General features: G+C 58.4%; 10 protein-coding genes. 2 read left to right on the top strand and 8 right to left on the bottom strand.

Translation table 11 applies throughout. From position 1 onward, the window contains the following. Positions 1–33: 33 nt before the first annotated feature. From OVA03_RS00325 to hutI, 6 genes are all read right to left on the bottom strand, one after another. Positions 34–2,346, bottom strand: a complete 2,313-nt coding sequence (locus OVA03_RS00325; protein WP_267526262.1) for a TonB-dependent receptor — start codon at positions 2,344–2,346, stop codon at positions 34–36. A 468-nt stretch (positions 2,347–2,814) separates the two neighbouring features. Beyond that, positions 2,815–3,360 (bottom strand): HutD family protein, encoded by a 546-nt coding sequence (locus OVA03_RS00320; protein ID WP_267526261.1) that lies wholly within the window; start codon positions 3,358–3,360, stop codon positions 2,815–2,817. Next, a complete protein-coding gene (gene hutU, locus OVA03_RS00315) occupies positions 3,357–5,036 on the bottom strand; it encodes a urocanate hydratase (RefSeq protein WP_267526260.1) in 1,680 nt (559 codons plus the stop codon). The genes OVA03_RS00320 and hutU overlap by 4 nt, the downstream gene beginning before the upstream one ends. A gap of 11 nt (positions 5,037–5,047) precedes the next feature. Further along, positions 5,048–5,860, bottom strand: a complete 813-nt coding sequence (gene hutG / locus OVA03_RS00310) for an N-formylglutamate deformylase (protein WP_267526259.1) — start codon at positions 5,858–5,860, stop codon at positions 5,048–5,050. Next, positions 5,857–7,413, bottom strand: coding sequence for a histidine ammonia-lyase (hutH, locus tag OVA03_RS00305; RefSeq protein WP_267527749.1), 1,557 nt, complete (start codon positions 7,411–7,413; stop codon positions 5,857–5,859). Before hutH ends, hutG begins: the two co-directional genes overlap by 4 nt. Continuing rightward, the gene (gene hutI / locus OVA03_RS00300; protein ID WP_267526258.1) at positions 7,394–8,611 is read right to left on the bottom strand and encodes an imidazolonepropionase; all 1,218 of its coding nucleotides are present in this window, start codon (positions 8,609–8,611) and stop codon (positions 7,394–7,396) included. Before hutI ends, hutH begins: the two co-directional genes overlap by 20 nt. A 158-nt stretch (positions 8,612–8,769) precedes the next feature. Here hutI and OVA03_RS00295 point away from each other — a divergent pair, with 158 nt between their 5' ends. Both OVA03_RS00295 and hutC read left to right on the top strand, forming a co-directional pair. Beyond that, a complete protein-coding gene (locus OVA03_RS00295) occupies positions 8,770–10,131 on the top strand; it encodes a formimidoylglutamate deiminase (RefSeq protein ID WP_267526257.1) in 1,362 nt (453 codons plus the stop codon). Beyond that, on the top strand, positions 10,128–10,880 hold the full coding sequence (hutC, locus tag OVA03_RS00290; protein ID WP_267526256.1) for a histidine utilization repressor: 753 nt from the start codon (positions 10,128–10,130) through the stop codon (positions 10,878–10,880). Before OVA03_RS00295 ends, hutC begins: the two co-directional genes overlap by 4 nt. Here hutC and OVA03_RS00285 read toward each other — a convergent pair. Together OVA03_RS00285 and OVA03_RS00280 are read right to left on the bottom strand one after the other, a co-directional pair. Further along, positions 10,867–12,438, bottom strand: coding sequence for an alpha-amylase family glycosyl hydrolase (locus OVA03_RS00285; protein ID WP_267526255.1), 1,572 nt, complete (start codon positions 12,436–12,438; stop codon positions 10,867–10,869). The genes hutC and OVA03_RS00285 overlap by 14 nt on opposite strands. Before the next feature lie 84 nt (positions 12,439–12,522). After that, positions 12,523–14,031: a tryptophan halogenase family protein gene (locus OVA03_RS00280; RefSeq protein WP_267526254.1), complete on the bottom strand. Its 1,509-nt coding sequence runs from the start codon at positions 14,029–14,031 to the stop codon at positions 12,523–12,525. Positions 14,032–14,049: the final 18 nt, after the last annotated feature.

Raw genomic sequence — 14,049 nt, 5'->3', positions numbered from 1 at the left:
CGCACGGTTCAAATCGTGCGGGCCTTAGTCAGATCAGAACTTCTTGGTCAGGCTGACGCCGACCGTGCGCGGCAGAGCCGAAACCGCCGAACCACCAATCGGGGTGGTCGAAGAATTGGTCAGACGGGTGATGGCGACATGATCGAACAGGTTATGGACGAACACTGACGCTTCCCAGTTACCGTCCTGCGGGCTGATACCGGCGCGCAGATTGGCCAGAGTATAGGCCGGGTTCTTCATACGGTAGACATTGGCCACCGACAGTTCCGAGTAGGAAATGCCGACATAGTTGACATCACCGCGCACAAAGCCCTTGAGCGAGGCAGTGATCGGACGGCTGTAATCCGCTGAGATCGCGCCCTTATGCTTGGGGATGAAGGTGATGCGATCGCCTTTGCGGCCAGCCGCAGTCACATATGAATTGATCTGGTCTTCGGTCAGTTGGGCGTCGTTGTAGCTATAGTTACCGCTCACCGTCAGGCCAGGAAGGGGCGTCCAGGTTGATTCCAGCTCAAAGCCCTTAACCTCAGCCGCACCCGCGTTTGAGATGAAGCTGAAGGCGCCATTGGGCGTGCGCCCAGAGACCTGCATATTCTCCCATTTGACCGTGTAGATGGCCGCATTGACGTAAAGCGTGCGATCAAACCAGCCCGTCTTGATACCGGCTTCGTAGTTGGTCAGGCTGTCGGATTCATAAGGGATTAGCGCGTCCGGCAAACCAAAGGTCTGGTTGACGCCGCCGGGGCGATAGCCTTCGGCGACATTGACATAAGCCATGATGTCTTCGTTGAAGTCGTAGCTGGCATTGAACTTTAGCAAGGTACCATCTTCTTTGGTACGGCGCACATAGTACGGACGATAGTTTGCCCCGATCAGATCCCACGGAATGTCGGTTTCACCGCCCACAGATTTTTCATATTCAAAGAAACGCCCGCCAACCGTGATCAGCAACTTGTCGGTTACGTCATAATTGACCTCACCGAAGATCGCCTTTTGCTCCAGATGATCATCGACATAGCGGTGATAGATGAACTTAATCGGCTTGATCAGCTCACCCGTGGCTTCATCAGCCAGAACGTCGGAACCGACCGTGTCCTGATCGCGGTTTTCATAATAGACGCCCGCCGTGAAATTGATCGGCCCGGAATAGTTGGAGCTGACGCGGATTTCGTTAGTCCAGTTGCGCACTTCGTCCGGATAGTAGATCGCGGCCGGATAGTAGGAATTCACATAGGCCAGATAGTCTGTGTATTGCTGGGTGCCTGCCACGCAGGTCACGCCCAGATAGGCCGAGCAGCGCGCCGGCGTGCGGTAGCTGGCCACATAGGTGGTATCGTCCGCCGCATAGATCGACTTAGCTACGAAATAGCTTGATGACCCGGTGATGGTGTAGTCGCCGATATCCCAGTTCGCCGATAGCGAATAGACCTTGGTGTCTTCTTCGTAAGGCAGCAGCAGCTTTGATTCCTGCACATAGTCGCCGTAGGCCGGGTTCCAGTTGTTGTTGGACACGGCATCTGTACTCTGAACAAAGGCGGCGGCATCGATGGTCAGGCTATCGATCGGGGTATAGCGCAGCAGTAACCGCCCGCCCTTGGTGGTGCTTTTGTTGATGTCTTCGCGGTCGAGGTAGCGGTTATCGATCCAGCCGCCCTGCTCACGCTCATACATGACCACACGGGCTGCCAGCTTATCCTCGATCAGCGGCACGTTCACCATGGCCGACGCCTGGTGATTTGCCTTACCGCCGTCAACGCTGGAATAGTTGCCGGAGACAAAGCCTTCATAGACCTGGCGCGGCTTTTTCATAATGATGCGCACCGCACCGCCCATGGCCGAGCCGCCGTACATGGTGCCTTGCGGGCCGCGCAGGACTTCGATGCGCTCAACGTCGGTCGCCGTGGTGTCCGGGTTACGGCCACCGGCATCCGAAGACACGCCGACTGAGCCGGTGATCGGGGCTTCGTCGTAGAACACGCCGACCAGAGCTTCGCCGGTGCCCTGAATACCGCGCAAGGATATCCGGCCACGGCCAGGACCGTCATCGGAGACTTTCAGCGACGGCACGAACTTGACATATTCGTCCATCGTCATGGCGCCAACCTTGGCCAGGGTATCACCGGTGACCGCCGAAATCGCCATCGGGGTTTTCTGAAGTTTGGTGTTGCGCTTGGTGGCGGTGACGACCACTTCGGCAACCGGTTCATCGGCGGCCGGGGCATCTGCCGCGTCAGCGGCCTCATTGGCATAGGCGAAACTTGCCGCCGCCATCATCGATGTGGTCAGCAGGGCCATCCGCAGAGAGCGGGTGCGCAAACCGTGAAATGCTTTGGTGTTGATAGCCATCTGAATATCCCCTTTCAGATATCTCACAGCCGCGACCTGATCGCCGGATCAGACAGCGCGAGAAATTATGTCTAGACATATTCACAACGACATTCAGATATCGTCAACTCTTTTTACGCACCTGCGAAGCCGTTTCCGTCGCAACAAATATTCTTTATTATGTATAGGTTGCGCAAATTAAATTATTTATTTTCAATTCACTACGACATTGATCGCCTTTCGCAATAACCTATTATTTCATATATTTACAAATGCGTGAACTGTAATTGTCACGCATCGCAACAATTAATTACATATAAGTGAAACTCATCGTCGTATTTTTTTCATAATGCGGAACCGTGACGTCATCGCGGCTCAACCCAGAGGCTAAATGACTCAACTCGCTCATGATGGGTTCTGTGAAACGGACACAAAAAAGGGCCGCAGATCGAAATCTGCGGCCCTTATTCGAGACTAAACATAGTTATTTCAGACGCTCAGTATATCGATGCGGATCAGCTCACCCGCGCCGTTCATCAAATCGTCGGTCGGCCACTCATCCAGCCACAACGCGTCATAGACCTTAAGCTTATGACTACACACGACCGTGGGCGCGCAGGCCAGCAAAACCGTCGCCCCCACAAAAGGCAAAAGTCTCGCCTGCGGTGCCACAACCGTAACCGTGGCCTTAAATCGCCCGCGCCGAGTCATGATGTTCAGGTCGGTAACCGGCCCGCCTAGCGGCTCACCTTGTGCCGGAACATCACCGGCAAAGGCCAGCCCCTGCCCCGCTGATAACGGATGCATGTTACCGTGCACCGTCAGGCGTAAATGCCCTTCCAGCACCGTCAAATGCCGGTCGATGCCCGCAAAGGCCGAAAACGGCCCCGCGACATCGACCGTGGCCATGCTGATGCGCCAGTCGAAATCGGTCATGGATGCACCGGGCGGCGACACGATGATCTCACGCGTGAACCCGCCGCCGTTTTTCCACGGCTGAGACACGCGCGCGCTGGCGGGCAGAAAGCGGATCACCCCAAAATTCCGGGCAGATCCAACCCCTTTTCGCGGGCGCAATCAAGGGCAATATCGTATCCGGCATCGGCATGGCGCATGACGCCGGTGGCCGGGTCGTTCCACAGCACACGCCCCAGACGCTGAGCCGCATCATCGGTGCCGTCAGCCACAATGACCATGCCCGAATGTTGTGAATAGCCCATACCGACCCCGCCACCGTGGTGCAGAGATACCCAGGTCGCCCCGGACGCCGTATTCAAAAGCGCATTGAGCAGCGGCCAGTCGGATACGGCATCCGATCCATCCTTCATGGCCTCAGTCTCACGGTTAGGCGACGCGACCGACCCTGAATCGAGGTGGTCGCGGCCAATGACGATTGGTGCCTTGAGTTCACCGCTTTTGACCATCTCATTGAAGGCCAGCCCCAGACGGTGACGGTCGCCCAGACCGACCCAGCAAATCCGCGCGGGCAGGCCCTGAAACTTAATCTTCTCGCGCGCCATATCCAGCCAGTTATGCAGGTGTGCGTTGTCGGGCAGCAATTCCTTGACCTTGGCATCGGTCTTATAGATGTCTTCGGGATCACCCGACAGGGCCACCCAACGGAACGGCCCGACCCCGCGGCAGAACAGCGGCCGGATATAGGCGGGGACAAAGCCAGGAAAATCAAAGGCATTCTCTACACCTTCGTCCTTGGCGACCTGACGGATATTGTTGCCGTAATCGGTGGTCGGCACTCCGGCCTTAGCGAAATCGAGCATGGCACGAACGTGCTGAGCCATCGATGCCTTAGCCGCCTTGGCGACCGATTCCGGATCGGTTTCACGCACGGTTTGCCACTGATCGACGCTCCAGCCCGACGGCAAATAGCCATTGATCGGGTCATGAGCCGAGGTCTGATCGGTCAGCAGATCAGGCCGCACCCCACGCTTAAATAATTCCGGCAAAATGTCGGCAGCGTTGCCGAGCAAGCCGACCGAAATCGGGGTCTTGGCCGCGCACGACTCTTCGATCCACGCCAACGCCTCATCAATCGACTCAGTCGAGCGATCCAGATAGCCGGTGCGCAGGCGCATATCGATGCGCGACGCCTGACACTCAATGGCCAGACACGACGCGCCGGCCATGACCGCCGCCAGAGGCTGGGCCCCACCCATGCCGCCCAGCCCTGCGGTCAGCAGCCACTTGCCCGCTAGAGATCCGTTATAATGCTGACGGCCCATCTCAACAAAGGTCTCATAGGTGCCCTGCACAATGCCTTGCGTGCCGATATAGATCCACGATCCGGCCGTCATCTGGCCGTACATCATCAAACCCTTTTTATCGAGTTCGTTGAAGTGTTCCCAGTTCGCCCATTTCGGTACCAGATTGGAGTTGGCGATCAGCACCCGTGGCGCATTGGCGTGGGTCTGGAACACGCCGACCGGTTTGCCGGATTGCACCAGCAGGGTCTGGTCATTTTCCAGACGGCGCAGGGTCTCAACGATCTTGTCAAAGCTGTCCCAATCGCGGGCGGCGCGGCCGATCCCGCCGTAAACCACCAGATCTTCGGGGCGTTCGGCGACATCGGGATGCAGGTTGTTCATCAGCATCCGCAAGGGCGCTTCGGTCAGCCAGCTTTTGGCGGACAGTTGCGTGCCGGTGGCGGGTTTGATGACTCGGACATTGCCCGGAAATGTAGGGTGCGGATTCATTTTATGCTCCTTTAGTTACGGGCAGCGAACACCAGAACGGCGGCGATGATATGTGAAAGTTGGGTTTGCACAGCGCGGGCGCGGTCTGCGTCAAAGGGCGTGGGCCAATTATCAAAATCAACTGTTGACGACTCATCCATATAGCCGCGACAGGCCAATTCCATCTGGATAGCGTGCACCCCAATAAGGGGCTGACCATAGTGGCGGGTGGTCCATCCACCCTTGAACCGACCATTCAGGACATGGCTAAAACTGCTCTGTTCACAAACGCTTTTTACCGCTTCGCTTAAAGCCGGATCGCAAGTTGTGTCGTTATTGGTGCCGATATTGAACTGCGGCAGTTCGCCGTCAAACAGGCGCGGCACGTTTGAGCGGATCGAATGGGCGTCATAGAGCACGACAGTGTCATGGACGGCTTTCAGACGCGCGATCTCGGCCTCAAGGGCAGCATGATAGGGATCAAACCAAACGGTACGGCGATGGCTGATTTCGGTTTCATCCGGTGCCCAGCCGTGCCGATACAGAGGCTCACCATCAAAGGTGGTGGTTGTGCACAGCTCTGTCGTCGCCTGCCCCGGATAGAGCGAGGCGCCGGACGGGTCACGATTTACGTCTATCACCGTGCGCGACATCGTGGTGCGGACGGTGGTCGCCCCCATATCGCGCACAAAGGCGTACAACTGATCAATCCACCAGTCGCAATCCTTGCGCGCCCGCCACGGATCAATCAGGCGCGCTTCGATATCCGGCGGAATGTCCGTGCCTGTATGCGGAAACGCGACAATCAAGGGGGCGTCGCCCCGATGGATTTCAAGGCCACTCATGCCGCGACATCCGGCAGTTTAAGTTCGGCCACTGCGGCAATCGCGCCGGAGCGCACCAGGGTGATTGCCTTTTGCATGTCAGGATGGAAATGGCGGTCGTGATCCAGCGACGGCACCGCCCGACGGGTCAGTTCGCGCACCCGCTCAAGCGCGTCCGATGAAGTCAGCGGGGCGTGAAAATCAACCCCTTGCGCCGCCGCCAGGAGCTCAATCCCAATTACCGCAAAAGCGTTTTCGCACATCTCCATCAATCGGCGCGCCCCGTGGGCGGCCATGGAGACATGGTCTTCCTGATTGGCTGAGGTCGGTATAGAATCAACCGAGGCCGGATAGGCGCGCTGCTTGTTTTCCGACACCAACGCCGCCGCGGTCACCTGCGGGATCATAAAGCCGGAATTGAGGCCCGGACGCGGCGTTAGAAACGCGGGTAATCCCGATAGCGCCGGATCGACCAGCATGGCAATGCGCCGTTCCGACAGAGATCCGATTTCACAGACGGCCATAGCGATCATGTCGGCGGCAAAGGCGACCGGCTCAGCATGGAAATTGCCACCGGACAGGGCCTCGTCTTCCTCCCCCCCCACCCCGATAAAGATCAGCGGATTATCTGACACGCCATTGGCTTCGGTCAAAAGCGTCTCCGCCGCCTGACGCAGGATATCCAAAATCGCCCCCATCACCTGTGGCTGGCAGCGCAGGCAGTACGGGTCCTGCACACGCTCATCGCCCTTGAGGTGGGAGGCGCGGATGGCCGACCCGTTCATTAACTCGCGCAAAGACGCCGCTGTATCGATCTGACCCTTATGGCGGCGCAGATTATGGATGCGTGGATCAAACGGCGCGTCCGAGCCCTTGGCCGCTTCGGTCGACAATGCGCCCGTCACCAGCGCCGTCTGCATCAATACTTCGGCTTCAAACAGTCCCGCCAGGGCATTGGCGGTCGAAAACTGCGTGCCATTAAGCAAGGCCAGACCTTCTTTTGGGCCGGGCGTGAGCGGCGACAGACCGGCTGAGGTCAGAGCCTCCATCGCGGGCATGATGACACCGGAGGCATCAATATCCCCCACCCCGATCATGGCGGCCGCCATGTGCGACAATGGCGCCAGATCGCCCGAAGCCCCAACGCTGCCTTGACACGGCACAATCGGGATCAGATCGTGATCGAGCATGGCCTGCATCAGCTCCAGCGTCTCAGGCCGGATGCCGGATGCGCCCTGCGCCAGACTGACCAGCTTGAGCGCCATCATCAGGCGCACCACCGATTTGGGCGACGGCGCACCAACACCAGCGGCATGGCTGAGGATGATATTACGCTGCAAGGTCGCAAGGTCCGCGTCGTCAATGCGCGTCGAGGCCAGCTTACCAAAGCCGGTATTGATGCCGTAGACTGGCTCACCTTTTGAGAGGATGCGGCTAACGGCAGCGGCACTTTCCGCGACCTTGGGCAGACACTCCGCATCCAGCCGGAACGTCGCCCCGCGATAGATGGCCCGCCACTCAGCTAATGATACCGCGCCCGCCGTCAGAACCAGATCACTCATAATGTACTCCATTGAAAACGCGCGCGAAAAGCGGGTTGAACCCGATGCGATAAACCAGCTCTTCAGGCCGTGCGACATCCCAGATCGCCAGATCACAGACCTTACCAGCCTCAAGACTGCCGGTTTCTGCGTGAAGGCCCAAGGCGCGGGCGGCATTGAGCGTCACCCCCAGCAGGCACTCATCAACCGTCATCCGAAACAGGGTCGCGGCCATATTCATGACCAGCAAAAGCGACGTCAGCGGCGATGTGCCGGGATTATTGTCGGTCGCCAGCGCCATAGGCACACGGGCGTCGCGCAGGGCCTGAATCGGCGGCAGCTTTGTCTCCCGCACAAAGTAAAACGCGCCGGGTAACAGGGTCGCCACCGTGCCCGACGCCTTCATGGCGGCGATGCCCGCCTCATCCAGATATTCAAGGTGGTCCGCCGACAATGCCCCATATTGCGCCGCCAAGGCTGATCCGTTCAGGTTTGACAACTGCTCGGCATGAAGCTTGATGCGCAAACCCTGCACCTGCGCCGCCTGAAATACACGCTCGGTCTGGGCGGGGCTAAACCCGATCCCTTCGCAGAATACGTCGACCGCATCAGCCAGCCCTTCGGCGGCCACGGCCGGGATCATGACCTCGCAAACCTCAGTGATATAGTCGTCAGCGCGACCGGCATATTCCGGCGGCAAAGCGTGCGCGCCCAGAAACGTCGTTTTGATACGCACGGGCCGCAATCCTTCGAGGGCTCGCGCCGCCCGCAACATCTTAAGTTCGTCATCCAGCGTCAGGCCGTATCCGGACTTGATCTCAAGGGTTGATACCCCCTCATTCAACAATGCATCGAGCCGTGGCAGGGCCTGAGCGATCAACCCCGCCTCACTGGCCGCGCGGGTCGCTGTCATGGTTGAGACGATACCGCCGCCCGCGCGGGAGATCTGTTCGTAGGACGCCCCCTCAAGCCGCAGCCGGAACTCATGGGCCCGATCGCCGCCATAGATAAGGTGCGTGTGCGGATCAATCAAGCCCGGCGAAATCAGCCGCCCATCAACATTAATTATTCTATCCGCCTGCACATGATCATGCCCCGGCCCTGCATAGACGATCCGCCCGTCACGGGCCGCGATAATGCCAGGCTCAACAATCGAAAGCGCGCCCTGCCCGTTCGTCATAAGCAGGCGGGCATTCGTCCATAAACAATCGCATTTGACGATATCGGGCATAGTGTGTGCCTATGGATTTTGGACAGAAACACGACTAAAATAAGTCTAGACATTTTTGATAATGTATAGACATATCCATTGGCAAGCGCCATTGTGCAGGTGCGCAAACTTTTTTTGGCAAACTTTTTTGAACGTCACTGAAAACCACTCAGGAAAATATGATGACCCGTTCACATCTGTGGTTTGAACAGGCCCGGCTCACCGAAGGCTGGGCGCACAAAGTCCGGCTGACTATCGAAGACGGACGGATCAGTACGGTCACTACCGACACTATGCCCGAATCCACGGATGAGCGCCATGCCATAGGCTTGGCCGGCATGCCCAATCTGCACAGCCACGCCTTTCAGCGGGTGATCGCGGGTCTTACCGAACGACGGGGCCCTTCCGCCGATTCCTTCTGGAGCTGGCGCGAACAGATGTACCGCCTTCAAGCGCGCATCGGGCCGGATGAACTGCAAACCATCGCGGCTCTGGCCTATATGGAAATGCTGGAGGCTGGCTTTACGCGGGTCGGTGAGTTCCACTACCTGCACCACGATCAAAGCGGTCAGGCCTTTGCCGACCCGGCCCAGATGTCGGCCATGATCTGCGCCGCGGCGGATCAGACTGGCATCGGCCTCACCTTACTGCCGGTTTTCTATGCTCATTCGGGTTTTAACGGACAGCTTCCGACGGCGGGACAGGCACGTTTCATTCACGATATCAGCGGGTTTACACGGTTACTTGAGGGCGCGCGGCGTCACGCCGCACACCTGCCGGATGCCGTGGTCGGCATTGCCCCCCATTCCTTGCGGGCTGTGACAGGTGATGAACTGACCGCCCTCATCCCTTTGGCCGAAGGCGCGCCGATCCATATTCACATTGCCGAACAAACGCGTGAGGTTGATGACTGCGTGGCCTATAGCGGTCAGCGTCCGGTCGAATGGCTGCTTAATCACGTTAGTGTCGATGCTCAGTGGTGCCTGGTCCATGCCACCCATATGACTGAGGATGAGACGCTGCGACTGGCCCGTTCGAAAGCCGTGGCTGGCCTGTGCCCGATTACCGAAGCCAATCTGGGCGACGGCATTTTTCCGGCGGCGGATTATTTCAGTCATGGTGGTCGGTTCGGGATTGGCTCAGATTCCAACGTCCTGATCAGCATGGTCGATGAACTGCGGATGCTGGAATATCCGCAGCGCCTGCACCACCGTGCGCGCAATGTTTTGGCGACGTCTGGTGGCTCGACCGGCGAGCGGTTGTTTTCCGGCGCCCTCTCCGGCGGGGGCCAAGCTTTGGGCACGGGCGCAGGCCTTGCCGAAGGCCACAGTGCGGATATAGTCAGCCTCAAGGCCCGCCATCCCTCACTGGTGGGTAAGGGGGACCATGAAGTGATCGACAGCCTGATTTTTGCGACCTCAACGGGAGCGATTGACGGCGTCTGGCGGCATGGGCGCAAATGGGTCAGCGACGGACGGCATGTGGCGCGTGATGCGATCACAGATGACTATGCCCGCCTGATGGAAAGGCTGTTGTCATGACCGCCCTCAGCGACCCTGGTAAGCCCGCCCTACCGCTGCATGTCCAGATCCGGCGCGACCTTGAGGATCAAATCCGTTCCGGCCGGCTGGTACCGGGGCAAAAGGTGGCTTTTGAGCACGAGTTGATGACGGTCTATAACTGCTCACGCATGACGGTCAATAAGGCCATGTCGGCCTTGAGCGCGGCGGGACTGATTGAGCGCCGTAAGCGGGCGGGCACCTTCGTTAAGCTGCCCCGCCTCGATTCGACCGTCATCGACATACCCGATATCCAGATCGACATTACCGCGCGCGGAGAGTCTTACGGCTTTGAACTGATTGAGCGGCGCGTCCGCACGGCCGTAACCGCAAAAGAGCGCGAACTGGCCGGAGAGGATGGCCGGGTCTTGAGCCTGACGGGCCTTCATCTGGCATCGGGAAAGCCTCTGGCGGTCGAAGAACGATTGATCAATCTGGCCGCTGTGCCGGAGGCCGAAGCCGTCGATTTCAGCCGCCTGTCACCCGGTCACTGGCTGCTGGAGGCCGTGCCGTGGACGCAGGTGGAAAATGAGATCAGCGCGACCGAGGCTGATGCCGAACTGACGCGGCGGCTGGGGATCGAAAAAGGTCAGGCTTGCCTCGTGCTCGACCGGCGCACCTGGCGCGGGCCAGAGCGCATCACCACAGTGCGTCAGACCTATGATGGCACGCGCTACAGGCTTATAGCTCACTTTGATGCCATGAGGCGCAACGCCATCACCAGACCTTAACATAGGCGGCGACGCCGTGGGTCGGCAGAGTGACCACAACCGTGCCGCCCTGCGCCGTCAGTTGCGTGCTATCCAGCGCGGATGTCCACACACCCGTCCCCGCCACAGACAGGGTTTGCGGCGCGCCGGTCAGGTTGATCAGCACCCGCGCCTGCACGCCGTCCTTTTCGCGGGCAAAGATCAGATGATCGTCACCGGCTTTGGAGATCAGGCTAAACTGCCCGTCGGCCAGCACTGGATAGCGTTGACGAGCCATGTAGAGCGCGCGGTAATATTCCAGCAAACTTGTTTTCACGCCGGTTTGAGCCGTCACATTGTGGGTATCCGCATTGACGGCATAGGGGCGATAGGGTTTGGCTGCGGTCGTAAAGCCGTGCCCCTGTGTGGCGTCCCACGACATCGGCGCGCGTAGGCCCGGATCATCATACTTGCCATTATTGGCCATGCCGATTTCTTCGCCATAGTAAGAAAACGGCGTATCGGAGGCCAATATAGAGATCGCCGCCGCCACACGGTAGGCACCCTCATTGCCGGCAAATTCATGGATCAGCCGGTCGCCGACGTAACTGTCATGGCTTTGCAGCACCAGCGGCATCAGCGGGCGTTTTTCACTGCTGAGCACTGCGGCCAGTTTTTCCGACAGGCGGCCTGATTTGGCGCTGTCCTTGATCTCTTTTTGGGTGCCGAACGCAAACGAATTGGTGCAGGCCTCACCGGCATAAAGGGCGGGCTGTTCCGACGCCTCACAGATCAGATAGCGGTTGCCATAGGATTTCACGACGGCGTTTAACTGTTTCAAAATCTCAAGATTTTCGGGCTGATCCATATAGGCGGTGGGCCCATTTTCGACCAGCATGGTCACGGCATCGATACGGAAGCCATCGACACCCTTATTCAGCCAGAAGCGGAAATTATCGGCATGATAGCCTAAAGCTTCGGGGTTTTTTAGGTTGAAATCCGGCATCTGATCATCGAACAGGCCGTAGAAATAACCGCCCCCGACCTTATTCTGACGCCACGGCCCCCAGGAAAAGCCCTGCCACTTCGGATCGGTATCTGCAAAAATATACCAGTCACGGTACGCGCTTAAGGTCGAGCGCGCCGCATCCACAAAGATCGGATTATCATTGGCTGAATGATTGACCACATAGTCGATGATGACGCCAATGCCGCGCTTATGGGCCTCGCTCAAAAAGCGCTCGAAATCGGCCATGGTGCCAAAATCAGGGTTGATGGCCCGGTAATCGGTGACCGCATAGTTATGATCCTTATCGGCCGACGGATGGATGGGCATCAGCCAGATACCGGTCACGCCCAAGTCTTTTAGGTAATCCAGCCGCGCGGTCAGGCCGTTGAAATCGCCAATACCGTCGCCGTCGCTGTCCTGATAGGAGCGCACAAAGATTTCCATAAAGGTCGCGCGCCTGTTCCAGCCGGCCCCAAGGCCGGTGTCTTTGGGTTGGGCCGCTACCGTTGAGACATCAACGGCGGGCGCAGCTTCGGCGCCAACAGCAAGGCACAGTGCGCCGATACAGGCGGCGAAGGTTTTGAGCGTCATTAGGTTTCTCCCTGAGTTTTAGGGAGCAAACCACACGGCGCACGGGCTGCCTACCTTGCGGGCCCATGAATACGTATCCAGCCTTTAATCAATTTTCGCCCGGCAATTCTGCGTCACATAGGCCCCGTGATCGGGCAAGCCCGCGACTGTGGCGCTGAGGAGTTGGCGGATATTTGCCATGTACTCCGCCAGTTTTTCGTCGCTGACCGTCAGGGTCAGGGGCGACGGTGATTTCGGGATAATCCCCTGCCCGATCAGTACCTGCGCCCAATTGCTGTCGCGGAACAGGTCGGCCTCTTCGATAATCAACCTGCCATGCTCTCGGAAATAGTCGATCTTGTGCGCCAGACTGTCGGGGATTGCCATAGTGCGGCAATGGTTCCAGAAATCGCTGTCGTCGCGCTGCGTCGCCTTATAGTGCAGCACCAGAAAATCGCGGATCAGTTCATATTCGTGGGCGGTCAAGCGGTTATATTCGGCGATTTCAAGCGGACTAAAGCCCTTATCCGGAAAGAATTTAAGGAACCGCGTCATGCCCGATTGCACCAGATGGATACTGGTCGATTCCAGCGGTTCCATAAAGCCGGACGACAGGCCAAAGGCGACGCAGTTTTTGACCCAACTGGCTTTGCGCCGGCCTGTGGTGAAGCTTAGGGTTCGGGGGTCGGCCAAGGCTTTGCCGTCCAGATTATTCATCAGGATTTGCCGCGCCTCATCCTCAGTCATGAAGGCACTTGAGAACACATGGCCGTTGCCGATACGGTGCTGCAAGGGAATGCGCCATTGCCAGCCCGCGCTATGGGCCGTGGCGCGCGTATAGGGCAATAGCATCTGCGTTGACGCGCACGGCACAGCAATCGCCCGGTCGCACGGCAAAAAATGCGTCCACTCCTCATATCCGGCCTTGAGAGCGCCCTCGATCAGCAGCCCCCGAAAACCGGAACAGTCGATAAACAGGTCGCCATTGATTACGGCCCCATCACTCAGGGTCAGGCTATCGATAAAGCCATCTTCACCGTGCAGATTGACACCGGCAACCATCCCTTCGCGCCGCGTGACACCTTGCGCCTCGCACACTCGCCGCAGATACTGAGCCAGCAGGCCCGCATCGAAATGCCAGGCATGGGTAAGGCCTGCCATCGGGGCATTTGGCAATTGTTTCAATGGCGCAAACCGGCCCGCCTGGGCGGCCAGATCATTGAGGCTATAGTCCCACAGCGATCCGCCCCGTCCGGCCAGATGTTCCTTCAGCCAGTATTCGTAAAACGGCACAATGCCCAGATCGCGGCCCGGACTGCCAAAGGCATGGGTGTAGCGATGGCCTTTCTGGTACCAGTCAACAAATTCGATGCCCAGCTTATAGGTGCCCTGAACCGCCGCCAGCATCTCATGCTCAGGGATACCCAGAAAGATAAACAGATTAGCCAGCGGCGGAATGGTCGCTTCCCCCACCCCGACCGTGCCGATCTCCTCAGACTCAACCAGCACAATCTCAATGGAGCGGTTGACCACTCGCGCCAGCATGGCCGCCGACAGCCAACCCGCCGTGCCGCCGCCGACAATCACTACCCGTTTAATCGCCTCAGACTTCATATGTATTTCCCTCCTCCC

This window comes from Asticcacaulis sp. SL142 (assembly GCF_026625745.1).
Classification (GTDB): Bacteria; Pseudomonadota; Alphaproteobacteria; order Caulobacterales; family Caulobacteraceae; genus Asticcacaulis.
This window is presented reverse-complemented; position numbering and strand designations above follow the sequence as displayed.

What these genes read in the sequence shown, in the direction of transcription:
- OVA03_RS00325 (WP_267526262.1), bottom strand. Translation starts at nt 2,346, where the DNA reads ATGGCTATCAACACCAAAGCATTTCACGGTTTGCGCACCCGCTCTCTG.
- hutU (WP_267526260.1), bottom strand. Translation starts at nt 5,036, where the DNA reads ATGAATCCGCACCCTACATTTCCGGGCAATGTCCGAGTCATCAAACCC.
- hutG (WP_267526259.1), bottom strand. Translation starts at nt 5,860, where the DNA reads ATGAGTGGCCTTGAAATCCATCGGGGCGACGCCCCCTTGATTGTCGCG.
- hutH (WP_267527749.1), bottom strand. Translation starts at nt 7,413, where the DNA reads ATGGAGTACATTATGAGTGATCTGGTTCTGACGGCGGGCGCGGTATCA.
- hutI (WP_267526258.1), bottom strand. Translation starts at nt 8,611, where the DNA reads ATGCCCGATATCGTCAAATGCGATTGTTTATGGACGAATGCCCGCCTG.
- OVA03_RS00295 (WP_267526257.1), top strand. Translation starts at nt 8,770, where the DNA reads ATGATGACCCGTTCACATCTGTGGTTTGAACAGGCCCGGCTCACCGAA.
- hutC (WP_267526256.1), top strand. Translation starts at nt 10,128, where the DNA reads ATGACCGCCCTCAGCGACCCTGGTAAGCCCGCCCTACCGCTGCATGTC.
- OVA03_RS00285 (WP_267526255.1), bottom strand. Translation starts at nt 12,438, where the DNA reads ATGACGCTCAAAACCTTCGCCGCCTGTATCGGCGCACTGTGCCTTGCT.
- OVA03_RS00280 (WP_267526254.1), bottom strand. Translation starts at nt 14,031, where the DNA reads ATGAAGTCTGAGGCGATTAAACGGGTAGTGATTGTCGGCGGCGGCACG.